General features: G+C 71.7%; 27 protein-coding genes. 17 read left to right on the forward strand and 10 right to left on the reverse strand.

Annotated features, from left to right (window positions below):
* Positions 1-5 precede the first annotated feature (5 nt).
* From rpsF to RY076_RS01425, 7 genes are all read left to right on the forward strand, one after another.
* A complete protein-coding gene (gene rpsF, locus RY076_RS01400) occupies positions 6-293 on the forward strand; it encodes a 30S ribosomal protein S6 (protein ID WP_323095592.1) in 288 nt (95 codons plus the stop codon).
* An 81-nt stretch (positions 294-374) separates the two neighbouring features.
* Positions 375-992, forward strand: coding sequence for a single-stranded DNA-binding protein (locus tag RY076_RS01405; protein WP_323095593.1), 618 nt, complete (start codon positions 375-377; stop codon positions 990-992).
* Between the two features lie 144 nt (positions 993-1,136).
* Positions 1,137-1,373: a 30S ribosomal protein S18 gene (gene rpsR / locus RY076_RS01410; protein WP_013494395.1), complete on the forward strand. Its 237-nt coding sequence runs from the start codon at positions 1,137-1,139 to the stop codon at positions 1,371-1,373.
* A gap of 29 nt (positions 1,374-1,402) precedes the next feature.
* Positions 1,403-1,849, forward strand: coding sequence for a 50S ribosomal protein L9 (gene rplI / locus RY076_RS01415; protein ID WP_323095603.1), 447 nt, complete (start codon positions 1,403-1,405; stop codon positions 1,847-1,849).
* A gap of 302 nt (positions 1,850-2,151) precedes the next feature.
* Positions 2,152-2,424, forward strand: coding sequence for a DUF4262 domain-containing protein (locus RY076_RS23630; protein ID WP_413785731.1), 273 nt, complete (start codon positions 2,152-2,154; stop codon positions 2,422-2,424).
* Positions 2,333-2,662: a DUF4262 domain-containing protein gene (locus RY076_RS01420; RefSeq protein ID WP_323095604.1), complete on the forward strand. Its 330-nt coding sequence runs from the start codon at positions 2,333-2,335 to the stop codon at positions 2,660-2,662. Before RY076_RS23630 ends, RY076_RS01420 begins: the two co-directional genes overlap by 92 nt.
* A gap of 226 nt (positions 2,663-2,888) precedes the next feature.
* Positions 2,889-3,677 (forward strand): hypothetical protein, encoded by a 789-nt coding sequence (locus tag RY076_RS01425; RefSeq protein ID WP_323095605.1) that lies wholly within the window; start codon positions 2,889-2,891, stop codon positions 3,675-3,677.
* 117 nt (positions 3,678-3,794) lie between these two features.
* On the opposite strand, the gene RY076_RS01430 is transcribed toward RY076_RS01425, so the two are convergent.
* The 5 genes from RY076_RS01430 to RY076_RS01450 form a co-directional block, all read right to left on the reverse strand.
* Complete coding sequence (locus RY076_RS01430; RefSeq protein WP_323095606.1) at positions 3,795-4,850, reverse strand: LacI family DNA-binding transcriptional regulator; 1,056 nt, start codon at positions 4,848-4,850, stop codon at positions 3,795-3,797.
* On the reverse strand, positions 4,847-6,436 hold the full coding sequence (locus RY076_RS01435; protein ID WP_323095607.1) for a GH1 family beta-glucosidase: 1,590 nt from the start codon (positions 6,434-6,436) through the stop codon (positions 4,847-4,849). Before RY076_RS01435 ends, RY076_RS01430 begins: the two co-directional genes overlap by 4 nt.
* On the reverse strand, positions 6,433-7,338 hold the full coding sequence (locus RY076_RS01440; protein WP_323095609.1) for a carbohydrate ABC transporter permease: 906 nt from the start codon (positions 7,336-7,338) through the stop codon (positions 6,433-6,435). The genes RY076_RS01435 and RY076_RS01440 overlap by 4 nt, the downstream gene beginning before the upstream one ends.
* The gene (locus RY076_RS01445; protein ID WP_413785732.1) at positions 7,335-8,321 is read right to left on the reverse strand and encodes a carbohydrate ABC transporter permease; all 987 of its coding nucleotides are present in this window, start codon (positions 8,319-8,321) and stop codon (positions 7,335-7,337) included. Before RY076_RS01445 ends, RY076_RS01440 begins: the two co-directional genes overlap by 4 nt.
* Before the next feature lie 110 nt (positions 8,322-8,431).
* A complete protein-coding gene (locus tag RY076_RS01450; RefSeq protein WP_323095612.1) occupies positions 8,432-9,751 on the reverse strand; it encodes an ABC transporter substrate-binding protein in 1,320 nt (439 codons plus the stop codon).
* Between the two features lie 222 nt (positions 9,752-9,973).
* Between RY076_RS01450 and iolC the strand changes: the two genes are divergently transcribed.
* Positions 9,974-10,978: a 5-dehydro-2-deoxygluconokinase gene (gene iolC / locus RY076_RS01455; RefSeq protein WP_323095613.1), complete on the forward strand. Its 1,005-nt coding sequence runs from the start codon at positions 9,974-9,976 to the stop codon at positions 10,976-10,978.
* Positions 10,979-11,267: 289 nt separating this feature from the next.
* On the opposite strand, the gene RY076_RS01460 is transcribed toward iolC, so the two are convergent.
* Positions 11,268-12,614, reverse strand: coding sequence for an MATE family efflux transporter (locus tag RY076_RS01460; protein ID WP_323095615.1), 1,347 nt, complete (start codon positions 12,612-12,614; stop codon positions 11,268-11,270).
* Positions 12,611-13,351, reverse strand: a complete 741-nt coding sequence (locus RY076_RS01465; RefSeq protein WP_323095616.1) for a DNA alkylation repair protein — start codon at positions 13,349-13,351, stop codon at positions 12,611-12,613. The genes RY076_RS01460 and RY076_RS01465 overlap by 4 nt, the downstream gene beginning before the upstream one ends.
* A 133-nt stretch (positions 13,352-13,484) precedes the next feature.
* Here RY076_RS01465 and RY076_RS01470 point away from each other — a divergent pair, with 133 nt between their 5' ends.
* Positions 13,485-14,966: a fatty acid desaturase gene (locus RY076_RS01470; RefSeq protein WP_323095617.1), complete on the forward strand. Its 1,482-nt coding sequence runs from the start codon at positions 13,485-13,487 to the stop codon at positions 14,964-14,966.
* A 41-nt stretch (positions 14,967-15,007) separates the two neighbouring features.
* Positions 15,008-15,580, forward strand: coding sequence for a TetR family transcriptional regulator (locus RY076_RS01475; protein ID WP_323095618.1), 573 nt, complete (start codon positions 15,008-15,010; stop codon positions 15,578-15,580).
* Between the two features lie 81 nt (positions 15,581-15,661).
* On the opposite strand, the gene RY076_RS01480 is transcribed toward RY076_RS01475, so the two are convergent.
* From RY076_RS01480 to RY076_RS01490, 3 genes are all read right to left on the reverse strand, one after another.
* Positions 15,662-16,282, reverse strand: coding sequence for a class I SAM-dependent methyltransferase (locus tag RY076_RS01480; RefSeq protein WP_323095619.1), 621 nt, complete (start codon positions 16,280-16,282; stop codon positions 15,662-15,664).
* A 73-nt stretch (positions 16,283-16,355) separates the two neighbouring features.
* Complete coding sequence (locus RY076_RS01485; RefSeq protein WP_323095620.1) at positions 16,356-17,483, reverse strand: metallophosphoesterase; 1,128 nt, start codon at positions 17,481-17,483, stop codon at positions 16,356-16,358.
* A gap of 51 nt (positions 17,484-17,534) precedes the next feature.
* Complete coding sequence (locus RY076_RS01490) at positions 17,535-17,810, reverse strand: DUF2277 domain-containing protein (protein WP_323095622.1); 276 nt, start codon at positions 17,808-17,810, stop codon at positions 17,535-17,537.
* Positions 17,811-17,969: 159 nt separating this feature from the next.
* Here RY076_RS01490 and RY076_RS01495 point away from each other — a divergent pair, with 159 nt between their 5' ends.
* From RY076_RS01495 to RY076_RS01525, 7 genes are all read left to right on the forward strand, one after another.
* Positions 17,970-18,500: an RNA polymerase sigma factor gene (locus RY076_RS01495; protein ID WP_323095623.1), complete on the forward strand. Its 531-nt coding sequence runs from the start codon at positions 17,970-17,972 to the stop codon at positions 18,498-18,500.
* Positions 18,497-19,456, forward strand: coding sequence for a hypothetical protein (locus RY076_RS01500; RefSeq protein ID WP_323095624.1), 960 nt, complete (start codon positions 18,497-18,499; stop codon positions 19,454-19,456). Before RY076_RS01495 ends, RY076_RS01500 begins: the two co-directional genes overlap by 4 nt.
* Before the next feature lie 27 nt (positions 19,457-19,483).
* Positions 19,484-20,479 (forward strand): hypothetical protein, encoded by a 996-nt coding sequence (locus RY076_RS01505; RefSeq protein WP_323095625.1) that lies wholly within the window; start codon positions 19,484-19,486, stop codon positions 20,477-20,479.
* A gap of 139 nt (positions 20,480-20,618) precedes the next feature.
* Complete coding sequence (locus RY076_RS01510; protein ID WP_323095626.1) at positions 20,619-21,746, forward strand: ROK family transcriptional regulator; 1,128 nt, start codon at positions 20,619-20,621, stop codon at positions 21,744-21,746.
* Positions 21,747-21,925: 179 nt separating this feature from the next.
* Entirely contained in the window at positions 21,926-23,296 is a 1,371-nt protein-coding gene (locus RY076_RS01515) for an extracellular solute-binding protein (protein ID WP_323095628.1), read from the forward strand.
* Between the two features lie 101 nt (positions 23,297-23,397).
* The gene (locus RY076_RS01520) at positions 23,398-24,357 is read left to right on the forward strand and encodes a carbohydrate ABC transporter permease (RefSeq protein ID WP_323095629.1); all 960 of its coding nucleotides are present in this window, start codon (positions 23,398-23,400) and stop codon (positions 24,355-24,357) included.
* A 2-nt stretch (positions 24,358-24,359) separates the two neighbouring features.
* Entirely contained in the window at positions 24,360-25,256 is an 897-nt protein-coding gene (locus RY076_RS01525; RefSeq protein ID WP_323096381.1) for a carbohydrate ABC transporter permease, read from the forward strand.
* Position 25,257: the final 1 nt, after the last annotated feature.

The following is a 25,257-nucleotide window of genomic DNA, read 5'->3' on the forward strand; positions in this document are numbered from 1 at the left end:
GAAGCATGCGTCAGTACGAACTCATGGTCATCCTCGACCCCGAGACCGAGGAGCGCACCGTCGGCACGACGATGGACCGCTTCCTGACCGTCGTGAAGAACGGTGGCGGCACCGTCGACAACGTCGACATCTGGGGCCGTCGTCGCCTCGCCTACGACATCAAGAAGAAGTCCGAGGGCATCTACACCGTCGTCAACTTCACCGCCGAGCCGGCCGTGGCCCAGGAGCTCGATCGTCAGCTGAACCTCAGCGAGTCGATCATGCGCACCAAGCTGCTCCGCCCCGGCGCCTGATCACGCACCTGATCAGCACCTGATCGACCGCCGATCTCCACCCCGAGCGTTCGCTCCGATCACCCAGCGAAGGACTGATCCATGGCAGGCGACACCGTCATCACCATCATCGGCAACCTGACCGCCGACCCCGAGCTGCGTTTCACGCCGTCCGGTGCAGCGGTCGCGAACTTCACGGTGGCCTCGACGCCCCGGATGTTCGACCGCCAGAGCAACGAGTGGAAGGACGGCGAGACGCTATTCATGCGCTGCTCGGTCTGGCGCGACGCGGCGGAGAACGTCGCCGAGTCGCTCCAGCGCGGCATGCGCGTCATCGCCTCCGGTCGCCTCAAGTCCCGGTCCTACGAGACCAAGGAGGGCGAGAAGCGAACCGTCGTCGAGATGGATGTCGACGAGATCGGTCCCTCGCTGCGCTCGGCCACCGCGAAGGTCAACAAGACCCAGCGTGGTGGAGGCGGCGGTGGCGGTTTCGGCGGCGGCCAGCAGGGCGGCGGCTGGAGCGGTGGTCAGGGTGGCGGCCAGGGCGAGGACCCCTGGGCGACCGGTGGTGGCCAGGGCGCCAGCCAGGGTGGCGCCGGCCAGGGTGGCGGCTGGAGCGGCCAGGGTGGCGCTCAGGGCGGTGCCCAGGGCGGCCAGCAGGGCGGCGGCCAGGGTGGTGGCTGGGGGCAGGCTCCCAGCTACGACGAGCCCCCGTTCTGATCGACCATCCTGATCAGGAGCTGATCGTGACGCCGGCACCGACCGGCAACCGCCGCCTCGCGCGGCACCTCTAGATCCTCTGGATCACCAGACCCATCCCGGGGCGCAGAACCCCGGGCTCTCATCACGAAGGAGAGCACCACGATGGCAAAGCCCGTTGTGCGCAAGCCCAAGAAGAAGGCCAACCCGCTCAAGGCGGCGAAGGTCGAGAACATCGACTACAAGGACACCGCGCTGCTGCGCAAGTTCATCTCCGACCGCGGCAAGATCCGCGCGCGTCGCGTGACCGGTGTGTCCGTCCAGGAGCAGCGTCTCATCGCCACGGCCGTCAAGAACGCCCGTGAGATGGCCCTGCTGCCCTACTCGAGCTCGGCTCGCTGAGCCCGGCCTCGAGAACCAGGAGAACTGATATGAAGCTCATCCTCACGCACGAGGTCTCCGGCCTCGGTACTGCTGGTGACATCGTCGAGGTCAAGGACGGCTACGGCCGCAACTTCCTGCTCCCGCGTGGTCTCGCGACCCCGTGGACCAAGGGCGGGCAGAAGCAGGTCGACGCCCTGACGAAGGGTCGCGAGGTCCGCTCGATCAAGGACCTCGACACCGCCAAGGGCATCAAGGGCCAGCTCGAGGCCACGGCCGTCAAGGTCGAGGCCCGCGCCGGCCAGTCGGGTCGCCTCTTCGGCGCCGTCAGCAACGGTGACATCGCCGACGCGGTCAAGGCCGCCGGCGGTCCCGAGCTCGACAAGCGCAAGATCGAGGTCAAGCAGGCCATCAAGACGACGGGCACCTACGAGGCCACCGTCCGCCTGCACCCGGAGGTCCTCGCGACGCTGAAGTTCGACGTCGTCTCCGCCTGAGCGACGCCTGAACGGCCGAAGGGGCCGGGACCCGCACCACGCGGTCCCGGCCCCTTCGTCGTCCCGTCCCCCCGTCCAGTCCCTCCTCCCCGTCGAGTGGGCACTTGGACTAACCCTTCGCGCCGATTTCCCGGCGCTCCTGCCGGTCGAGTGGGCACTTGGACGCGTAGTTCCACATCTCCCTGAGCCCTTGCGTCGGTGTCCACAGCACGCTCCGACGCTGCGGCGCGCCGAGCCGCTTGCAAGCAAAGTTGGCCCTCCAGACCTGCACAACGAGGAGGGAACCAGTGGACGACATCAGGGTGAGCCAGTGGCTCGATCAGGAGGATCGCCGGGTCAGTGAGTACATCCGGCGGTACGGGTGCTCGCTCGAACACGTGATGCCGTGCGACGGCGAGGGCATATCGACCTCGTTCTGCTACACCATCGGCCTCTTCGGGCTCGGGCACCCGGAGCTGCTGGTCTTCGGTCTGGACCAAGCGAGTGCCTCAGGCTTTTCTGAACCACCTGTACAGCATGGTCGTCAAGGGCCGCGACCTCGTGCCCGGCGAGGAGCTGAGCTTTCCGGACCATGAAGAGCGGTACCTCGTCGAGCAGGTCCCCAACCCTGGCGACATCGTGTTCGGCGCGAACCGGCACTACCGTCGGCCGTCAGAGGTCTCCGTCCCGGTCCTGCAGCTCACCTGGTCCGTCGCCGGCGCCTTTCCCTGGGAGGGCGGCTACCCATATCCTGCGCACCGGCAGCCGCGGCCCGGAACCTTCAGCGCCAGGGTGGAGGGCGACGGTGCCGGCTCGGGCGGCTGCGCTTGCTGACCTGCGCGATGGATGGCCGTCGGCGCTCGAGTCCGGCGCCTTCCTCACGGGTCCGCTGCGCCGCGTGGCGGTCCCTGACCGGGAACTCGACAGTCCCGACCTACACCGGCCGGCGCGGGGAGTTCGATCTGTCGGTGTACCGACAACAGCCGTCGAGCGGGCACGTGCTCTGCACCCAGTCCTTCCCGCCGACGCCGCCTTCTCGCATCTCACGGCGGCTGAGCTCTTGGCGCTGCCCCTGTCCTACGCGATCGCCGAGGACCAGCGCGTTCACGTCACGGGTCCGCTTGACACACGCCGGATGCGCAGACCCGGCGTCGTGGCGCACCGCGCCAGGCACTCCCGCGTCACGACATCCGCGCAGGGCCTCCCGGTGGTCGCTCCCGCCGATACGTGGGTCGACCTCGGTGAGCTGGTCGGGCGCGGCAAGCCGGCGGGCCTCGATGACCTCATCGTTCTCGGCGATGCGGTGGCATACGACCTCAACAGCATCCACCCTCTGCATCGCGCCCTTGCCTCTCGCGTGAGGCCCCGTGGCAAGGTCACGCTCCTGGAGGCGCTGTCCGAGATCCGGCTCGGAGCCGCCTCGCCCCGCGAAACGGTCACCCGACTGATGTTGGTGCGCTGCGGTCTGCCCGAGCCCGAGCTCGGTCAAGCCGTGATCGATGCGGCTGGTCACTTTCTCGGCGTGGCCGACCTGTACTGGAAAGAGCACGGTGTCGTGGGCGAGTACCAAGGTGAGGCATTCCACGCGAGCGACGAGCAGCGCGTCGCTGATGAGGAAAGACGTATGGGCTTCGAACGCGAGGGGGAGTTTGCCGTCGAGGAGATATGGAAGGAAGACCTCGGCTCGCCGGAGGCGCGTCGAGCGTGCGTGCTGCGCTTCGCCGCCGCGCTTGGCATCCCACGCCGCGAGCTCGACCTCTCCCGCGCCGAGCCCCGGTTCTTCTCGACCCAGGCGATGGAGCTCGCGATGCAGCGGGGCCTCATTCGTCGGCATCGTTGGGCGTCCTGACTCGCCCTCGCGGCTGAGGAAGTGCCCACTCGACTCAACGCAGCCAGGGAAAGTGCCCACTCGAGTCAAACGCGGCTCGGGAAAGTGCCCACTCGACTGTGTGGGAGGGTCGACGCGTCAGGTGGAGTCGCGCACCACGAGCCGGGTGTGGAGCACGCGGACGCGCTCGACCTGCTCGCCACCGAGCAGGCGCAGCAGCGTGTCCGCCATGACGACGCCCATCTCCTGGGCCGGCTGGGCGACCGTCGTCAGGCCGACCTTGCCACGCGTCGCGTACGGGCTGTCGTCGAAGCCGACGACGGCGACGTCGTCGGGCACCGAGAGCCCGCGCTCCTCGAGGGCCAGCAGCACGCCGCTGGCCATGAGGTCGCTCGCGACGAAGATCGCGTCGAGGTCGGGGTGCTCGTCGACGAGGGCGAGGGCGGCGCGGATGCCGCCCGCCTCGGTGAAGTCACCGCGTGCGAGCCGGTGGTCCGACAGCCCGGCCGCTGCGAGGGCGTCGCGCCAGCCGAGCTCGCGGTCGACGGAGGCGGGCATGTCGGCCGGACCGGTGATCGTCGCGATGGCGCGGCGTCCACGCTCGACGAGGTGCTCGACGCCGTGCCGGGCACCGGCCCGGTTGTCGACGTCGATGTAGTAGTCGCCGGGGTTGGCGATGTCGCCGATCGGGCGGCCACCGAACACGACCGGTAGCGAGCGGCCGAGGGAGGCCAGGAAGTGGTCGCCCGAGTGGTGCGACACGACGAGCGCGCCGTCGACGTTGCCGCCGAGCAGGTACCGACGCGTCTTCTCCGACGGCGAGCTCGGGTGGGTCAGCTGGAGGTTGAGGACGTAGTCGCTCTCGTCGAGGCGGTCGCTGATGCCCTGGACGACGTCGGCGAAGTACGGGTCGCCGAAGAAGCGGTGCGCGTCCTCGGGCACGACGAGTGCGATCGACATCGTCGCGCGCGCCACGAGCGAGCGGGCCGCCCGGTTCGGCACGTAGTTGAGCTGGGCGATGGCCCGCTCGACGACGGCGAGGACGTCGGGGCTGACGCGCGGCGAGCCGTTGATGACGCGCGAGACCGTCGCCCGGGACACGCCGGCCACGCGAGCGACCGCCTCGAGCGTCGGACGCCCGGATGCGGCGTCCGCGTCGGCGATCGGCGTGGTGGCCGGCGTGCCCTGGGTCATGCCTCGTGCTCTCCTGCTCGGTCGTCGGTGCCGGCACCGTCGGTGGTGCCGGGCGACCCGATGGCATCGGTGGACGGGTGGCCGGTCGGCAGCACCCGGGTCGAGATGATCCGGGCGAGGTCGAGGGCGCTGGCCTTCGGTGTCCGCACCTGGGTGTCGTAGTCGACTCGGACGATACCGAAGCGCTTGGCGTACCCCCAGGCCCACTCGAAGTTGTCGAGCAGCGACCAGTAGAAGTAGCCGCGCACCGGGACGCCGGCCTCGGCGGCGTCGAGCACCGCCCCGAGGTGGGCGCGCACGTACGCGACGCGGTCGGCGTCGTCGACGAATCCGGCGGCGTCGGGCACGTCGTCGAAGGCGGCGCCGTTCTCGGTGACGTGCAGCGGCACGCCGGCCGGGCCCGTGTACTCGTCGTGGAGCCGGTGCAGCAGGCGCGTCAGGCCCTCGGGCTGGATCTCCCAGTCCATGGCGGTGACGGGCAGGCCGCGCGGGTGGCGGAAGGAGGAGTCGGCGGCGGGGAAGGGCGAGCGGGTGGTGCGGCCGCCGTTGACGTTGTCGTCGAGGGCGACCTCCGGCTGCCAGTGCGCAATGGCCTCACCGTTGTAGTAGTTGACGCCGAGCACGTCGATCGGGGAAGAGATGGCCTCGAGGTCACCGTCCACGACGTGGTCAGTGAGTCCCAGTCCGCGGACGTCCTCGAGCAGGTCGGCCGGGTAGGCGCCCCGGAAGACGGGGTCGAGGAAGATGCGGTTCATCTGGGCGTCGACGCGTCGGGCGGCATCGACGTCGCGGGGGTCGGCGGGGTCGAGCGGGTCGGCGACGGTGAAGTTCAGGGTCAGCCCGAGCTCGAGCGACGCGTCGCGAGAGCGCAGCTCCTGCACGACGCGTCCGTGCCCGAGCAGCAGGTGGTGGGCGGCGGCGAGGCCGTCCGCCACCGACGTGCGGCCCGGCGCGTGCATGCCCGCGGTGTAGCCGAGGAACGCCGCGCACCACGGCTCGTTGAGCGTCGTCCACGTGCGGACGCGGTCGCCGAGGCGGTCGTGCACGACGCCGGCGTACTCGACGAACCGGTCGGTCGTGTCGCGGACCGTCCAGCCGCCGCGGTCCTCGAGGGCCTGGGGGAGGTCCCAGTGGTAGAGCGTCAGCCACGGCGCGATGCCTGCCTCGAGCAGCTCGTCGACGAGCCGCTCGTAGAAGTCGAGGCCCGACGCGTTGACGGTGCGACCGTCGGGCACGATCCGCGACCACGACGTCGAGAACCGGTAGGACTGCAGGCCCAGGCGTCGCATCAGGGCGACGTCCTCGCCGAAGCGGTGGTAGTGGTCGCACGCGACGTCGCCGGTGTCGCCGTCGACGACCGCGCCGGGCGTGTGCGCGAAGGTGTCCCAGACCGAGTCGAGCCGGCCGTCCTCGTGCCGGGCGCCCTCGATCTGGTAGGCCGCCGTGGCGGCGCCGATGAGGAAGCCGGCCGGAACCGGGCGCCCATGGGGCACAACAAGATCGCTGGCGGTGGGGTGGTCGGTGTTGGCCCCCGGTGCGGTCTCGGATGCGGGGCGCGACGTGGTCGTGGTGGTGGGGACGTTCATCCCTTGACTGCTCCTTGCATGATGCCGGACACGAGCTGCTTCCCGGCGAAGACGAACAGGACGATGAGGGGGAGGGCCATGAGCACGACGCCGGCCAGGACGAGCGAGTAGTCGACGAAGTAGGCGGCCTGCAGCTGCTGGAGCGCGACCGGCAGGGTCGGGTTGCCGGGGTCGAGGATGATGAACGGCCAGAAGAAGTTCGTCCACGTGGCGATGAAGGTGAAGAGGCCCAGCATCGCGGCGCCCGGCCGCGCGGCCGGCAGCGCGACCGACCAGAAGGTCCGCAGCGTCGAGGCGCCGTCGACGCGGGCAGCCTCGATGAGCTCGTCGGGCAGCGCCTCCTGCAGGTACTGCGTCATCCAGAAGACGCCGAAGGCGCTGACGGCGCTCGGCAGGATGACGGCCCAGAGGCTGCCGATCCAGCCGAGCTTGCTCATGACGATGAAGAGGGGCACGATCCCGAGCTGCGTCGGCACCGCCATCGTCGCGATGACGAACACGAGCAGTCCGTTGCGCCCGCGGAAGCGCAGCTTGGCGAAGGCGAAGCCGGCCAGGGCAGAGAAGAGCACGACGAGCGCGGCGACCGTCGTGCTGACGAGGATGCTGTTGCCGAGCGCCTTCCAGAACGGGATCGTCGTGACGACGGTGCTCGCGTTCTGCAGGAAGTGCCCGCCCGGCACGAGGGAGTAGGGGTCCTGGACGATCGCCGCTGAGTCCTTGCTGCCGATGACGAAGGACCACCAGAGCGGGAACGCCGACCCGAGCAGCACGACGACGAGGACGGCGTAGGCCATCGGACTGGCCTGGGTGCGGCGCACGAGGCGGGTGCCGCGGCCGGCGCGCCGGGGGAGGTTCCCGGTGTTCGTCGCGGTGTTCGTCGCGGTGTTGGTCGCTGTGGTCATCGCTGCCCCTTCGAGGCGATCCGTCGGGTGACGAGGAAGTTGAGCAGCGCGAAGAGGACGACGACGAGGAAGAGCATCCAGGCCACGGCCGCGGCCCGGCCGAAGTTCTTCTGCGTCCAGCCGAGCTGGTAGAGGTAGAGCGTCAGCGTCTGCCACTGACGGTCGGCGCCGCCGAGGCCGTACTGGTCGTACATCCGCGGCTCGTCGAAGATCTGCAGGCCGCCGATCGTCGAGGTGATGACGACGAAGATGATCGTCGCGCGCAGCTGCGGGACCGTGATCGAGAAGAAGGTGCGGACGCGTCCGGCGCCGTCGATCATCGCTGCCTCGTAGTAGTCGCGCGGGATCGCCTGCATCGCGGCCAGGAAGATCAGCGCGTTGTAGCCGGTCCAGCGGAAGTTGACCATCGTCGCGATCGCCAGGTGGCTCGGCAGCACTTCCTTGTGCCACTGGACGGGGTCGATGCCGACGAGGTCGAGCAGGTGGTTGACGAGGCCGAACTTGTCACCGAACAGGTCGCTGAAGATGAGGGCGACGGCGACGGGGGCCACGACGTAGGGCAGCAGCACGCCCATGCGCCAGAAGGTGCGGGCCCGCAGTCCGCTGTCGAGGGCCGCGGCGATGAGCAGGGCCGCGATGACCTGGGGCACGCTCGAGAGCAGGAAGATGCTGATGGTGTTCTTCAGCGCGTTCCAGAAGTAGGGCTGGGCCAGCACGTCGGCGTAGTTCTTGAGGCCGACGAAGTCGCCCTGGCCCCCGATGAGGCTCCACCGGTGCAGCGAGACGTAGGCGGTGTAGAGCAGCGGGAAGAGGCCGACGACGCCGAAGAGGATGAAGAACGGGCTGACGTAGGCGTACGGCGAGGCCTTCTCGTCGACCTTCGTCAGGCGCCGACGCCACCCGGCCCGTGGGGCGATGGGGGAGCGGTGGACCGGTGCGGAGGCGTCGGCACCGAGGGTGCTCGCCGCCTTGGAGGTCTCCATGGAGGGCGACTGGGAGGGGGTCTGGATGCTCATGCGGTGGTCCGCTCGTCGGGGTGGGCGGCCCGGTACCGGCGGTGGTACCGGGCCGCCCACGGCTCAGCGTGGGGCGGTCAGCCGAGGGCCTTGACGTCGGCCACCCACTTGTCCCACGACTCCTGCGGCGCGGTGCCCTGCTCGACGCGGGTCAGGGCCTGCTGCATGGCGTCGTTGATGGCGAAGTAGTGCGTGCCCTTGTACGGCGAGACCGTCACGGCCTTGGCGCGCTCGGCGAAGATCTGCCCGGTGGGGGCGTCGTTGAACGAGGCGACCTTGAAGGCGAGGAGCTCGGGGTTGGTGAGCGCGGCCTGCTGGCTCGGGAAGGCGCCGACCTTCTTGAAGGCCTTGACCTGCTGCTCGGGAGCCGTCAGCCAGTCGGCGAGCTCCTGGGCCTCCTTGGGGTGGGCGCTCTGCTTGGGCACGACGAGGTAGCTGCCGCCCCAGTTGCCGCCGCCACCGGGGAAGGTGTTGGCGACGTCCCAGCCCTTGACGCCCTTGGCGTTGCCCTCGATGACGCCGACCATCCAGCCGGGGCAGAGCATCGTGGCGAACCCGTCCTTCTGGAACGAGGCGGTCCAGTCGTCGCCCCACTGCTGGAGCTTGGCGGAGAGGCCGTCGGTGATGCCGGCCTGGACCACCTCGTCGTAGAGCTTCTTGACGTCGGCGTTGGTCGTGGCCGTGATGGTGTCGTCGGCGGGGTTCTCGTAGGCGGCCTGGACCTGGTTGACCATGCCCTGGTAGGTGGCGCCGATGCTGTCGAAGAAGGGCACCTTGGACTTCGCGGCGAACTGCTTGCCGGCGGCGAAGTAGCTGTCCCAGGTGTTCCCGAACAGCTTGGCGACGGACTCGCGGTCGCTCGGCAGGCCGGCCTTCTTGAAGAGGTCGCTGCGGTAGCAGATGGCCTCGGGGCCGGAGTCGGTGCCGTAGCCGATGAGGTGACCGTCGGCGTCGGTGGCGGCCTTGGCCTTCCAGTCGAGCCAGCGGCCGTCGGTGGCGGCGCTCTTGAGGTCGGTGAACTTGTCGGAGTACTGGAGCATCTCGGGCAGCCAGTCGACCTCGACCGCCTCGACGTCGGCCATGCCACTGCCGGCGGAGAGGCGGGTGAAGAAGGTGTCGCGGGCCTCGTTCGAGGTGGCGGCCTTCTTGTGCGTGACGGTGATGTTCGGGTGGGTCTTCTCGAACTCGGGGATGAGGTCCTCGTAACCGAACTGGTTGAAGGTTGCGAGGGTGAGGGTGACCTTGCCGCCGGCGGCGCCGGCCTGGGTCGAGGGGCCGTTGTCGGCGCTGCCCGAGCTGCAGGCCGAGAGCGCCAGCAGTCCGACGGTGAGGGTGGCGAGCGCGACGTTCCGGGGACGCGTCAGGCGGGTGCCGGTACGAGTGGTGCGGGCTGTCATCGGAGAGCTCCTTCGGTCTCTGCCCAGTGTGAGTGTGGGAGCGCTCTCCCTGCGTGAAGCGGGACCGTGAGAGCGCTCTCACGGGAGAGAATGACGGGACGCCGCGGCAGCGGTCAAGAGCCGTGACCATTCCGTGACCATCGCGCGTCGACGGTGCTCGGCCATCGGTTCGGCCCACGCGTCCGGGGTGCTCTGCCGCCGCGACCCGTCTAGCGTTGACCCATGGGACCGTCGCACGAGGCCCGGGGCGAGGGCGCCCACCGCGCGAGTCACGACCTCGTGGCCATCGGTCGCGTCGGCGTCGACCTCTACCCGCTCCAGCACGGGGTGACGCTCGACGAGGTACGCAGCTTCGAGAAGTTCCTCGGTGGCAGCGCGGCCAACGTCGCTGTCGCGGCGGCTCGCCACGGGCGTCGGTGCGCGCTCGTCAGCGCCACCGCCGACGACGCGTTCGGCCGTTACGTGCACCGCGAGCTGCTGCAGCTCGGCGTCGACGACGCGTTCGTCCAGACCGTCACCGGGGGACCGCCGACCCCGGTGACCTTCTGCGAGGTCTTCCCGCCGGACCACTTCCCGATCTGGTTCTACCGCTACCCCATCGCTCCGGACCTGCTGATCACCGCGGATTCGATTCCGCTGCAGGCGATCCGGGACGCCGATGTGTACTGGGCAACCGTCACCGGGCTGAGCCAGGAGCCGAGCCGCGAGGCGCACTTCGCCGCCTGGCGAGAGCGCGGCCGGCGCCCCCTGACCGTCCTCGACCTCGACCACCGGCCGACGCTGTGGCCCCACCCCGACGAGGCGCCCGCCCTGGTGCGGCGGGCCCTCGAGCACGTCACCGTCGCCGTCGGCAACGTCGAAGAGTGCGAGGTCGCGACCGGCGAGCGCGACCCGGAGCGAGCGGCTGCCGCGCTGCTCGAGGCGGGGCTCGAGCTGGCGGTCGTCAAGCTGGGCCCGGGCGGGGTGCTCGCCAGGACCCCGGAGGCCACAGTGCGCGTCGCGCCCTTCCCGGTGCAGGTGGTCAACGGGCTCGGGGCGGGCGACGCGTTCGGCGGCGCGCTCGTGCACGGGCTGCTCGCCGGGTGGGACCTCGAGCGGGTCGTGCACTTCGCGAGCGTCGCGGGCGCCATCGTCGCCGGTCGGCTCGAGTGCTCGACGGCGATGCCGACGACGGCCGAGGTCAGCGCGCTGCTGTCCGACGTCGCCGTGGCGGAGTGGGCCGGCTGACGCGGCGACGCTCGTCCTGTCGAGTGGGCCGGGCTGGTCGAGCGGTCGGGCGGTCGCGTGGCCGGGCGCGGGCAAAGAAAAACCCGCCCCCGCTGGTCACGTCGCCGAACTCGACCAGCGGGGGCGGGTGCCCTTGACGCGGTGATCCGACAGGGGGAGGAGATCACCGAGTCGCACAGGAGCAACTCACGAGAACGACTATGACTCCCGCACCTTAAAGAACCCTGAAAAGGGCGTAGCAGTTGGCTAGGACTGCCGGCCCGCTGCTCCGGTGGCCGCGGCGAGGCGGTCAGCGGGCGCCGACGACCATCCAGTCGTCGCGGCGGGCCCGCCACCACAGCCCGGCCCCACGGATCACCATGAAGGCGGTGAACGCCAGCCAGAGCACGACGACGTCGCGCACCGGCGACCCGCTCGGGCCCCACGCGCGGACCGTGAGGATCACCGGCAGGTACGCGACGAACGTCAGGACCATGCCCCAGGCCAGCCAGCGCCCGTCGCCGGCCCCGATGAGCACGCCGTCGAGGACGAAGACGTAGCCGGCCACCGCCTGCCCCAGCCCGACGACGACGAGCGCTGCCCCGAGCGCTTCTCGCACCGCGGGGTCGTTCGTGAAGAGCGCGGGAATCACGCCGTGCAGCGCGGCGACGGCGAGCCCGACCGCGAGGCCGCCCCACACGCCCCAGCGCACCATCGTGGCCATCGTGACCCGTACGCCCTCGCGGTCGCCGGCGCCGAGGGCGTGGCCGGTGATCGCCTGCGCGGCGATGGCGAGCGCATCGAGGGCGAAGGCGAGGAAGGACCACACCGTCATCGCCACCTGGTGCGCGGCGAGCGGCACGTCGCCGAGGGACGCCGCCACCCACGTCGTGACGAGGAGCGTCGCGCGCAGCGCGAGCGTGCGCACCAGGAGCGGGACGCCGGTGCGTGCGGCGGCGAGGACGCGTCCGGGGTGGGGGCGCAGCCTGGCCTGCCGAGCGCGTGCCTTGACGAGCAGGACGGCGACGAGTCCGGCCGCCATGCCGGTCTGGGCGATGACCGTGCCCCACGCGGATCCTGCGATGCCCCAGTGCAGCCCGTAGACGAAGACGACGTTGAGGGCGATGTTCGCGCCGAAGCCCGCGACCGACGCCACGAGCGGTGTGGTGGTGTCCTGCAGGCCGCGCAGCACGCCGGTGACGGCGAGGATGACGAGCATCGCCGGTAGGCCGAGCGCCGAGACGCGCAGGTAGGTCGTGGCCTGCTCGAGGGCGGCCGGCGAGGCGCCGAACGCCGCGCAGATCGGACGGGCGGCCAGGGCAGTGACGACCGCGGTGGCGGCCCCCAGGCCGAGCGCGAGCCAGAGCCCGTCGATGCCGGCGCCGATGGCGGCGCGGTCGTCGCCCGCGCCGAGGTGGCGGGCCACGACGCTGGTCGTGCCGTAGGCGAGGAAGACGAAGATGCCGGCGGCGGTGACGAGCGCGCCGCTGGCGACCCCGAGCCCGGCGAGCTGGGCCGTGCCCAGGTGGCCGACGATGGCGGAGTCGGCGAGCAGGAAGAGCGGCTCGGCGATGAGGGCGAGGAAGGCCGGGACCGCGAGACGCAGGATCTCGCGGCGGTGGGCCGTGGGCGCGGACGTGCCCGTGCCGGCGCTCATGCGGGCGTCTCGGGCAGGGACCCCGCCGGCGCCGAGGCCCCGAGGTGCTTGAGCGCCTCGCGCCGGGACAGCCCGGACAGGCCGGGGTGGTCGGCGACGAAGGCGCGGACCCAGTCGGGGTCGTGGCGGGCGTGGTCGCGCAGTGCCCAGCCGATCGCCTTGCGGATGAAGAAGTCGCGGTCCTCGAGGTTCGGCTCGACGACGTCGGACAGCAGGTCCTGGTCCAGGCGTGCACCGGCCCCGACCTGGCTGATGACCGAGGCGCGCCTGACCCACAGCGAGTCGCTGCCCGACCAGTCGCGCATCCGCAGCCCCTCGACCTGCGGGGCCGTGAGGAGCGTGTCGCGCACGAGGTGGGTGGCGATGTCGTCGACGACGTCCCACCAGGCACCCTCGCGGATCAGCTTCTCCCACAAGGGCATCGCGTCGCTGTCCACCCACTGCCGGTAGGCGCGATGGCGGGCCAGGGTGATCGCCGCGTACCACTGCTCGCGGTGCGTGGCGGTGCCCCACAGCTGCTCGATGGTGGCGACCCACTGCTCGCGAGAGGACATTGCCAGGCCGGGGTCGCGCAGCAACGGGGTGAGGGCCGCCTTGAGCTGCGGCGAGGTGAGGCCGAAGTACGGCATCGCCGACTTCATGTAGCGCTGCTGGCCGGCGGCGCGCTCGGGGTCGGCACCGGCGACGAGGGCGGCCCGGACCTCCGACGCGAGGTCGGGGTGCGGGTCGCTCGTCATGGGCTCAAGGTAGCCGCCACCCCCGACGCCGGGTCGGGCTGGTCGCGATGCGATCGTCTTTACATCAGACGAACTCTTGTCAAGTGGCTTTACATATTCTACGGTCGTGTAAATCGACGACGTGGAGGCTCCCATGACGGCAGCAGGAACGGTGCCGACCGGCACCGCCGAGCAGTGGCGCGACCCGAAACGACACCTCTGGCTCATCGGGCTCGTCGTCCCGTCGCTCGCCTTCGTCGGGCTCGGCCTGCACGCGGCCACGGGCTGGGGCGTCTGGTTCTGGATCGGCCCGATCGTCATCCTCGGGATCGTCCCGCTCATCGACCTCGTCGCCGGCCTCGACCGCAGCAACCCTCCCGACGAGCTCATCGAGGCCCTCGAGAACGACCGGTACTACCGCTGGATCACCTACTGGTTCCTGCCGATCCAGTACGTCGGCCTCGTCGCCGCCATGTGGGTCATCACCCACGATGGCCTGTCGACGCTCGACAAGGTCGGCCTCGCGGTCTCCATCGGCTGCGTCGGCGGCATCGGCATCAACACCGCCCACGAGCTCGGCCACAAGAAGGAGAGCCACGAGCGCTGGCTCGCCAAGGTCGCCCTCGCGCAGAGCTTCTACGGTCACTTCTACATCGAGCACAACCGAGGCCACCACGTGCGGGTCGCGACGCCGGCCGACCCCGCGAGCAGCCGCGTCGGGGAGAGCGTCTACGCCTTCTGGTCGCGCACCGTCGCCGGGTCGCTGCGCAGCGCGTGGCGCCTCGAGAAGCGCCGGCTGGCCCGGCGGCGACTGCGCCCGTGGCGGCTGTCCAACGACGTCGTCAGCGCCTGGCTCCTGTCGGCGCTGCTCTGGGGCGCGCTCGTGGCCTGGCTCGGCGTCGGGGTGCTGCCCTACCTGCTCCTGCAGGCCTTCGTCGGGCTCTCGCTGCTCGAGGTCGTCAACTACATGGAGCACTACGGGATGCTGCGCCAGGTCGTCGGGCAGCCCGGTCGACGGCGGTACGAGCGGGTCGACCCGAGCCACTCGTGGAACAGCAACAACCTCGCGACCAACGTCCTGCTCTACCACCTCCAGCGGCACAGCGACCACCACGCCAACCCGACGCGTCGCTACCAGACGCTGCGCGACTACGCCGAGTCGCCGGTGCTGCCGACGGGCTACGCCGGGATGATCGTCCTCGCGCTCGTGCCCCCGCTGTGGCGACGCGTCATGGACCCGCGCGTGGTCGCGCACTACGGCGGGGACGTGCGCCTGGCCAACGTGCAGCCCTCGCGACGCGCTCGGGTGCTCGCCGCCTACCCGCCCCCGGGGGCGTCGGACGGGTCGGGCACGTCGGACGCGTCGCGCGGCGTCGGTACCGACGCGTCCGACGCGGTCGACGCGGTCGATGCGGAGGGTGCCGACGCGTCGGGCGTGGGACGGTCGGCCCAGGTCGCTCGCGCGGTCGGCCGGCACGCCTGCCCCGGCTGCGGCTACGTCTTCGACGAGGCGGACGGCGATGTGCGACAAGGCTTCCCGGCCGGCACCACGTGGGCGCAGGTGCCGGACGACTGGTGCTGCCCCGACTGCGGCGTGCGCGAGAAGGTCGACTTCGTGGCGGCCGCCTCGACGTGACGGGAGCGGTCGCCGGGCGCGCGGTGCCTACGATGACCGGCATGACGACGACGCCCAGCCTGCGCGAGCGGATCGTCGCGGAGGCCGCGGCGCTGACGGCCGAGGTGGGGTGGGCGGCCGTGACGATGGGGGCGCTCGCCGCGCGGGTCGGGGTGTCGCGCCAGACGGTCTACAACGAGCTCGGGTCCAAGCCGGCGCTCGGCGAGGCCATGGTCCTGCGTGAGCTCGAGCGGTTCCTCGGCGTCGTCGGCGACGCCTTCGACGCCCACCCCACCGACCTCGACGCGGCGGTGCGCGCGGCGGTGCGGGCCGTGCTCGACCTCGCGGCCGACAGTCCCCTGCTGCGGGCGCTCGCGACCTTCACCCACGGCGGCGACACCGAGCTGATGCCGCTGCTGACGACGCGCTCCGACGTGCTCGTCGACGTCGCGTCGGACATGGTGCTCGGCCGCCTCGAGGGCTACGACGTGGCGCTCCCGCCGCGTCGGCGCCGGGCCGCGGTCGACGTCGTCGTGCGCGTCGTGCTCAGCCACGTCGTGCGCCCCGGTGGTCCGCCGGAGCAGGTGGCCGACGACATCGCCTGGGTCGCCGGACGCGTCCTGGGGCCCGTGTGACGGAGTGCTCACTCGATCGAGAGAGGTGCCCCTCGACGTCAGGTGCCCCCTCCGCGGGGAGGACGCGCTTCCGGGGGCGCCCTAACGCTTGACGGCGCGGCCGAGGTAGCCGAAGGCCCACGGCCGCATGAGCCTCGGCAGGGGTGCGTAGGCCCGGTCGAGGTCGACGACCTCGAGCCCGGACTCCGCGACGATCCGGTCGATGGCGCGGGTCAGGTGGCAGCCGTCGAAGGCCCGCTTCTGCAGCGGCTCGAGGCGCCGTTGCCAGCGTCGCACTCCCTCGTCGGGCGCGATGCCGTGCTCGAGGAAGTGCAGGGCGCCGCCCGGTCGGAGCACCCGGCGCACCTCGCGGAGGGCGGCCGCGACGTCGGGGATGGTGCAGAGGGTGAAGGTCGACAGCACCGCGTCGGCGCTGTCGTCGGGCAGGTCGAGCCGCTGGCCGTCGAGGCCTCCGCGCTCGATCGGGACCGTGCTGCCGGCCCGGCGCTTCTCGCCCAGGTGCCAGCCGACGTCCGAGGGCTCGACCGCGACGACCCGGGTGACCTCCGCCGGGTAGAGGCCGACGTTGTTGCCGCTGCCGAACCCGAGCTCGACGACCTCGCCCCGCAGGCCGGCGCAGGCCCGACGGCGCATGGCGACGATGGCCTCGCTCTCGCCGCCCGCGACGAGCCGCGGCGTCACCTGCCTCGCCCAGAACCCCATGCGCCGAGCGTAGGGGCGGACGGCCACCGGCGCAGCAACCTCGAGGCGGCCGCGGGATCGGCCGGAGGACGGCTCAGCCGCGGCGGAGCGTGACGACCGGCACCTCGGGTGGGGCGAGCACCCGGACCGGCGGCCCCCACGCCCCGGCGCCGCGGCTCGTCAGCGCCGGCACGTCGCCGACGGTCGACAGCCCGTCGAGGACCGCCTGCTGGAGCGGCACGAGGTAGCGGAACGGCCACACCTGCCCGCCGTGCGTGTGCCCCGAGAGCTGGAGGTCGACGCCGCGGCCCTGGACGTTCTCGGCGGCCTTGGGCTGGTGGGCGACGAAGATCGTGAACCCGGCCGGGTCGACGCCCTCGAGCGCGCGGGCCGCGTCACTGGCGTCGGTGCCGCGCCCGGTGAGGTCGTGGACGCCGGCCAGCGTCAGGCTCGCCCCGCCCCGCTCGATGCCGACGTGCTCGTTGCGCAGGACGCGGATGCCGAGGCTCTCCCAGTGCGTCAGCCAGGCGTCGGCCTCCTGGGAGATGAACTCGTGGTTGCCGCTGACCGCGTAGACCCCGAGCGGGGCGCGGAGGTCGGCGAGCGGGGCGAGCACGTCGCCGACCTGGGCGACACGACCGTCGACGAGGTCGCCGCCGAGGACGACGACGTCGGGACGCTGGGCGTTGACGAGGTCGACGACGCGTCGGGTGAACGACGCCTCACGGATCGGTCCGGCGTGCAGATCGGTGACGAGCGCGACACGCAGTCCGTCCAGGCCCTGCGGCAGGTCGGGGTCGGTGACGGTCACCGGGGTCACCGACGGCTCGGATGCCTCGGCCAGCCCGTAGCCCGTGGCGCCGAGTGCCGCGACGACGACGAGCGGGGTGCCGACCCGCAGGAGCGGGCGACGCAGGCCGGGGCGCCGCACGAGCTGCACTGCGAGACAGGCGATCCCGAGGGCGGCAACGCCCAGCAGCAGGTACCAGGCGACGACGAGCCACGTCATGCCAGCCCACGCGACCCACCGGCCGCGTCGGGGGTCGAGGGCGCCGGACTGCATGGCGAAGGCGGTGAGGGTGAGCAGCCAGGTGAGGCCGAGGAGGGTGGCGGAGGCGAGGCGGACGCCGCGGGGCCAGCCGGGGGCGACGGCGAGGCGGCGGTGCAGGGCGAGGGTGAGCAGCGCGAGGAGCGCCGCGAGGACGGCGACGAAGACGGACACGGGTGCGCGAGTCGGCGAGCGGGCGCTGGGCCGGTGCGGGTGCCGGGCCGGTCAGGCGGGCGTGCCGAAGCGGACGGCGTTGCGCTCGCGGGCCTTCTGCCGCTCGACCTCACGGTCCTTGGGCGGTGCGCTCGTGGTGAGGTGGTCGAGCAGGTGCTGGGTGGCGTGGGCGATCACCTCGACGGCCTCGTCGAAGGCGTGCTGGTTGGCCTGGCTCGGCCTGGTGCTGCCGCTGACCTTGCGGACGTACTGGAGGGCGGCGGCGCGCACCTCCTCCGACGTCGCGGCGGGCTCGAAGTTGTGGAGCTGTCGGATGTTGCGGCACATGGCACCACCGTATGTCGCCGTACCGACCGCGGGGCCTCGCAGGCGGTCGGTCGCTCACGGTTCGCCCGGGGTCGTCCCGCGACTTTCGGCGAGCGGTCAACCATTCGGGTGCCGGCTGCGACCCTTGACGGGGACACGACATCCTGGGAGGAACAGGTGTTGGTCAAGGGCACGGAAGAGCTCGAGTGGCGGCGGCTCGATCGCGACGCGGCCATCCACGGCCTGTTCCGTGACGAGGTGCCCGGCCTGGTCCGGCTCGGCTACTGCCTCGTCGGCGACCGCGACCTCGCCGAGGACGCGGTCCAGGAGGCGTTCATCGGTCTCTACCGCAACTGGAACCACGTCCGTGACCAGGCCTCGGTGCGCTCTTACCTCCGGGCCGCGGTCATCAACCAGTGCCGCACCGCCCAACGGCGGCTCATCCGCGCCCGTGCCCTGCGTGAGCGACTGACCGTCAGGGCGGTGGGCACCCCGGACGGGGACGCCGTGGCCAGCGACGAGGCGCTCCGCGTCTTCGCGCTCGTCAAACGGCTGCCCCAGCGCCAGCGCGAGGTCGTCGTGTGCCGGTACTACCTCGACCTGACGGAGGCACAGACGGCGGCACTGCTCGAGCTCGAGGTGGGAACCGTCAAGCGCCATGGCCACCGCGCCATCGGACGCCTGCAGCGGGAGATGGAGGCGGGGCGATGACCGGCCCGGACGTCGAGGAGCTGACGAGACGCGCGCTGCACGAGGTCGCCGACTCGGTGGACGTGACGGCCCGCGACCTCGAACGGCTCGAGCCGGCGTGGGAGCGACCGGCGGCGCGTCCGCGCCCGGGGCGCTGGCTCGTGGCCGCCGTGACCCTGCTCGTCCTCGCGCTGGCCGGGCTCGCGGTCCTCCTGACCACGCCCCAGCGGAGCCGACCGGCCGCGCCGGCTCCGACGCAGACGTCGACGGGGCTCAGCGCGGACCAGCTCGTCGGCCTCTGGCGCGTGGACGGGGACTTCGACCCGACGCTGTGGGCGTTCGGGCCCGGCGGGACGATGGAGCAGCTGAAGAAGCCCGGTGAGCTGGTCGCCTCGCGGAGCGCCACGACGATGTCCTACCGGCTCACCGGGACCACCCTGACCGTGTCGGTGGCGGGAACGTGCACGCGCACCTGGGCGGTGGCGCCGGACCCGGTCGGGGTCGTGCTCGAGCGGACGGCGACACAGGGGGACTGCGACGCCATCCTCGACGCGTGGTGGGTGCACGGCACACTGACGCGGCTCGTCCCCAGCGCCGGCCGCGTCGTGCAGCCCAAGTACGTCGGAGGTGGGGCGGTCGTCCTCAACGGCATGTCGGGCCTGACGGGGACCTGGCTGCTCCGGGGCGGTGGGCGCCTCCTCGCCGTCGACGAGGCGCCCGCGGGGGTGACCTCGAGCCCCTACGTCGTCACAGACCGGGCCACGGACCTCGCGACGTCGGGGGACGCTGCGATGGACGAGCGCGGCACGGCGACCGTCGGGCGCGACGGCACCGTGACGTTCACCCCGGATGGCGCCGGATGCGACCGGCGGTACCGGTCCGTGCGGTCCGACTACGCGACGCTCGACGCGCAGCTGGTGCCGGGAAGCTGCGGGCGGCTCGGGGGGACGTCCGACACCTGGGTCCGCCTCAACTGACGGGCGCCGACCGTGTCGACTGAGCGTGTGCCGAGAGCGCCGTCCGCGTCGGGAGGGCGCCCGGATCGGGCGGACACCGCCGCCTGGGCGCTGCGCCGCGTCGCGGAGGGCCTCCACGTTCCCGAGAGGGACGTCGAGCGCATCGAGGAGCGGTTCGAAGGCGCCCGCGCCGGGCGGGGCCGTCGCCCTCGCCGGCCAGGACACCTGCTGCTGGTGCTCGCCGTCGTGCTCTCGCTCGGGCTGTCGGCGGTCGCTCTGGTCGCGGCGCAGGAGGGGGGCGGACGCCGCGCGGGGCTGGCTGCGACGCGTGCCACCGGGTGGGCCGGGACGGACGCCGAGGCCCTCGACGCCATCGCGGGGCTGTGGCGGGTCGAGGAGGACTCGGCCTGGCCGCCCCTGTGGGTGATCCGCGCCGACGGGACCTTCGAGGTGCTGCGCGCCCGCGACCTGCTCGCCGACCGGCCGGGGGAGGGCTCGGTCGCGGTAATGCTGCCGGACGGTCTCCGGCTGGCCGACGCGTCCGGGTGCTCGGCGACGTTCCGGGCCGAGCGCCCTGCTGCGGACCGGCTGCGCCTGCACTGGCTGACCGCGGACGGCGGGTGCCATGGCGACTTCGGCCCCGAGCCGGCATGGTTCGACTCGGACCTGACCCGGGTCGTCCCGACCTCGACGCCCGTCGTGTCGCGGTACGTCGGCGGCCGGCCCCAGCAGCTCCGCTGGGAGTCGGGGCTGGACGGGGTGTGGCTCTTGCAGGGTTCCGGGCGCCTCCTCGTGGTCGACGGTCGCACGTATGCCGTGGTCGACGACGTCACGAGACGGTCCGCGAGCGGGGAGAGGCGGTTCGTGGAGCAGGGGTCGGTCAGCACGGGGACCCGTGGACTGGTCGAGCTGCGTCCGACGGGCCTCTCGTGCCCTCGGGCATACCGGGTCTGGACCGACTATGCGACGCTCGACTCCCGGCTGCAGGAGTCGAGCTGCGGTCGCCTCGGTGGCGCCGCGGACACGTGGGTGCGACTGATGTGACGGTCCCCGGCGTCGGGCGTCCGACCGGCCCGCGGCCCCGGGGCGTACGGCATCGCCACGCGTCGTGACCGAACCGTGACCGAATGCGTGGTGCCGAACCGGTTGCGGGATTGGGAGTTAGTAAACTTTACTAACCCTCGTGACCACCGCCCTCTCCCGCGCCAGACGGCTCTCGCCGCGCACTGCTGTGCTCCCCGCGCACGGCCGCCGGCACAACCTGTCACTCGTGCTCCAGCTGCTCTACTCGGTGGGTGCCATGAGCCGCGCCGACGTCGCGCGCCGCCTCGGGATGAGCAAGGTGACCGTCTCCGACCTCGTCGCCGAGCTCATCGACACCGGGCACGCCGTCGAGCTCGGCCCCTCCGACGAGGTGCGCCCCGGCAAGCCGGCCACGCTCGTCGACGTCAACCGCACCGGCCTGCAGGCCATCGGGCTCGACCTCGCCGCCCACGAGGTCCTCCGCGGCGCGGTCCTCGACCTCGACGGCAACATCCTCGTGCGCGCCGAGCGGCCGATCGGCGACGCCACCGGCCAGGCGGTCGTCGACACCGTCCTCGACCTCGTCCACGAGCTCGTCGCGGCCGCCACCGCGCCGCTGCTCGGCATCGGCGTCGGCACGCCCGGCATCGTCGGCCCCGGCGGCGTCGTCGACACCGCGCCCAACCTCGGCTGGACCGACGTGCCGCTGCGCGACGTCGTCGCGGAGGCCACCGACCTGCCCGTCTTCGTCGTCAACGACGCCGACGCCGCGGTCCATGCCGACTACACGCTCGGCGACGGCGGCGACGACCTCGTCCTCGTCAAGATCGGCCGCGGTGTCGGTGGCGGGCTCATCGTCGGTGGCCAGCGCGTCCGCGGCGCCCACTTCGCCGCCGGCGAGATCGGGCACGTCACCGTCGGCACCGACGGCGGCGCCCGCTGCCGCTGCGGCAAGGTGGGCTGCCTCGAGACGTGGCTGTCGGCCCCCAACCTCGAGAAGGCGCTCGACGCGTCGGGCGACGACGCCCCGCTGCGCGAGGCCGGCGAGCGGCTCGGGATCGCGCTCGCCCCGGTCGTGGCCGCGCTCGACCTGTCCGAGGTCGTCCTCTCCGGACCGGAGCACCTGCTCGGCGGCGTCCTGCGCGACGCCCTCGAGGAGACGCTCCGCGCCCGCCTGCTCGCCCGGCCCGAGGCGCACCTGGCCGTACGCCTCGCCGACCGGTCCGACGACATCGTCCTGCGCGGCGCCGCCGTGCTCGTCCTGTGGGACCAGCTCGGCGTCGCCTAGGCGCCGGCTCCACCACCAGCAGCACTCCGCACCACACCCGCACCACACCCGCACCACCCGCTGCACCGGCTGCACCGGGGGCCGCCCGGCCTCTCCCGCACACCCCTCGCACCACCTCGCAACCACTTCGCAACGACGCGAAACCGGTCCGCCACCGCGGCCCTCGGAAAGGAAACGTCATGAACAAAACCCTCGGTCTCGCCGTGGCCACGGCCGCGACGGCGGCCCTCGTGCTCACCGCCTGCGGCGGCGGCGCGAACGGCACGACGACGGGCTCCTCGGCCGCCCCCGGAGGCGCCGGCGGCAACGCCGGGAAGTCGATCACCCTGTGGCTGGCCGGCACCGACACCCCGAAGGAGCTGCGGACCTACCTGCAGGACACCTTCAAGGCCAAGACCGGCGCCACGCTCAAGATCGAGGAGCAGGCCTGGCCCGACCTCGTCACCAAGCTGACGACGGCCCTGCCCGACCCGAAGAACACCCCCGACGTCACCGAGATCGGCAACACGCAGAGCCCGACCTTCACCAACGTCGGTGCCTTCAGCGACGTCAGCGACCTCTACGACGGGCTCGGGGGCAGCAAGCTGCTCCAGTCCTTCGTCGACGTCGGCTCGGTCGACGGCAAGAAGTACGCGCTGCCGTACTACTTCGGCTCGCGCTACATGTTCGCCCGGGCCGACCTCTGGAAGGAGGCGGGGGTCGCCGCCCCGAAGACGCTCGAGGAGTTCAACTCCGCCGTCAAGACCATCACGGCCAAGAACCCCCGGAACATCAAGAACTTCAGCGGCTTCTTCCTCGGCGGCCAGGACTGGCGCAACGGCATCTCGTGGATCTTCGCCAACGGCGGCGACCTCGCCAAGAAGGAGAACGGGCAGTGGGTCTCGACCCTGTCCGACCCGAACACGGTCAAGGGCCTGACCCAGCTGCAGGACCTCTACCGCAACGCCTCCAAGGCCCCGGCCGACGCCAAGGACCAGACGCCGTGGCTCTACGTCAACGACGCGGACGAGATCCTCGACGAGAACCAGAAGGTCACCGGCAAGACGTCGCTCGCGGCGGCGACGATCATGGCCCCGGGCTGGGCGCACTGGTCGATCGGTGACCTCAAGGAGAAGGACGGCAAGAAGACCCGCGAGTGGAACGACTCGACGTTCACCGCGTTCGTCCTGCCCGGCACCGACGGCAAGCCGGCGCCCGTCTTCGCCGGCGGCTCCAACATCGCGATCTCCAAGGCCAGCCAGAACCAGGAGCTGTCGCGCGAGCTGCTCAAGATCATCTTCTCGGCGGACTACCAGAAGAAGCTCGGCGGTGCCGGCCTCGGCCCGGCCAACTCCGACTACGTCAGCTCCCTCGGGACCGACGCGTTCGCCAAGGCGACCATCGAGTCGGCGGCCACATCGAAGCTGACGCCGGCCGCCCCGGGCTGGGCCGTCGTCGAGTCGAAGATGGTCATGGAGGAGTTCTTCTCCAAGATCAAGGACGCGTCCGACCTCACAGCCCTGGCCAAGGAGTACGACGCGAAGATCACGCCGCTGCTCAACCTCTCGTGACGGCCTCCGCCGCTCACCAGCCCGCCTGACAGGCTCCGGCGGCCGGGACACCCCTCCACCCGGCCGCCGGCCCCCTCGACCTCAGGCCCGAAAGGCCAGTCATGACCACGACGGCACCCGCTCCGCCCGACACCTCCCGCACACCCCAGTCGGTCGACGCGCCCCGACGACCCCGCCGGCCCCGACGCGTCCCACCCGCCCTGCTCACCGTCCCGACGCTGCTCGTCCTCGTCGTGGCCCTCGGCTACCCGGTCGGCTGGCAGGTCGTCACGAGCTTCCAGAAGTTCGGCCTCGCCCAGCAGTTCGGCCAGCCGCCGGAGTGGGTCGGGCTCGACAACTACCTCGCCCTGCTCACCGACGCGAACCTCTGGCTCGTCGTCGTCCGCTCGCTCGTCTTCTGCGTCGTCTGCGCAGTGGTCACGGTCGCCGTCGGCCTCGGCCTGGCCCTGCTCATGGGTGCCGTCGGACGCGTCGGGCGGCTCTGCCTGCAGGTGGCGCTCCTGCTCGCGTGGGCGATGCCGGTCGTCGCCTCCATGACGGTCTGGACGTGGATCGTCAACTGGCGCAACGGGTTGCTCAACTGGGTGCTCGAGCAGGTCGGCATCGACGCGGCCGGGCACAACTGGCTCGTGCAGCCGTTGTCGTTCTTCGTCGTCGCCGCCGTCGTCGTCGTGTGGATGAGCGTGCCGTTCGTCGCGCTGTCGATCTACGCGGGGCTGACCCAGCTCTCGCCCGAGGTGCTCGAGGCGGCGCAGATCGACGGCGCCGGCGGCTGGCAGCGGCTCCGGCACATCATCCTGCCGCTCGTCGCACCGGTCATCTCGATCGTCCTGCTGCTGCAGCTGATCTGGGACCTGCGGGTGTTCACCCAGGTCAAGCTGCTCCAGGACGCCGGCGGCGTCGCCAACGAGACCCACCTGCTCGGCACGTACATCTACCAGCTCGGCACGGGCGCCGGTGACTTCGGCTCGGCCAGCGCCGTCTCGATCCTCATGCTGCTCATCACCGTCGGGGTCAGCTGGTACTACGTCCGCTCCCTCATGAAGGAGGAGGCCCGGTGAGCATCTCCACCGCCTCGCGCGCCTCGTCGCGAACCCCCTCGCGAACCACTTCGCGTCGCTCCACGCGTCGCTCCACGCGTCGCACCGTGCTCACGGTCGTCGCCGTCGCGCTCGCCCTCGTCTGGGCGTTCCCGGTGTACTGGATGCTCAACTCGGCCTTCCTCGACACCGTGACGCTGCAGCGCAGCACGCCGACGTTCCTGCCGTTCGGCGGCTCGCTCGACAACTTCCGGACCGTCGTGACTGACCCGGGCTTCCTTCGCGCCCTGGGGATCTCGCTCGTCGTCACGCTGACCACCGTGGCCGCGGCGATCGTCATCGCGTTCCTCGGCGCCCTCGCGATCAGCCGGTTCCGGTTCCGGGGCCGCCGCACCTTCGTGCTCGCGCTGCTCCTCATCCAGATGCTGCCGGCCGAGGGCCTGTTCATCGCGCAGTACAAGATGATGAGCTCGGTCGGCCTGCTCAACAACGTCCTCGGCCTCGCGATCCTCTACACGGCCGCCGTCGTGCCCTTCACCGTGTGGATGCTGCGCGGGTTCGTCGCCGGCGTGCCGGTCGAGCTCGAGGAGGCCGCGATGGTCGACGGGCTCTCGCGCACGCAGGCGTTCCTGCGGATCACCTTCCCGCTGCTGGCCCCCGGCGTCGTGGCCTCGGGCGTGTACGCCTTCCTCCAGGCGTGGAACGAGTTCACCGTGGCGCTCGTGGTCATGACCGAGGAGCAGGCCCGGACGCTGCCGCTCTGGCTGCGCGGCTTCGTGCAGGCCAGCGCGACCCGCGAGACCGACTGGGGCCAGGTCATGGCCGCCTCCACCGTCGTCGCCGTGCCGGTCATCATCTTCTTCCTCCTCGTGCAGGGGCGGATGAGCAACGGCCTCGTCGGCGGAGCGGTGAAGGGCTGAC

The sequence above is a fragment of the Intrasporangium zincisolvens genome (assembly GCF_034724055.1).
Taxonomy (GTDB): domain Bacteria; phylum Actinomycetota; class Actinomycetes; order Actinomycetales; family Dermatophilaceae; genus Monashia; species Monashia zincisolvens.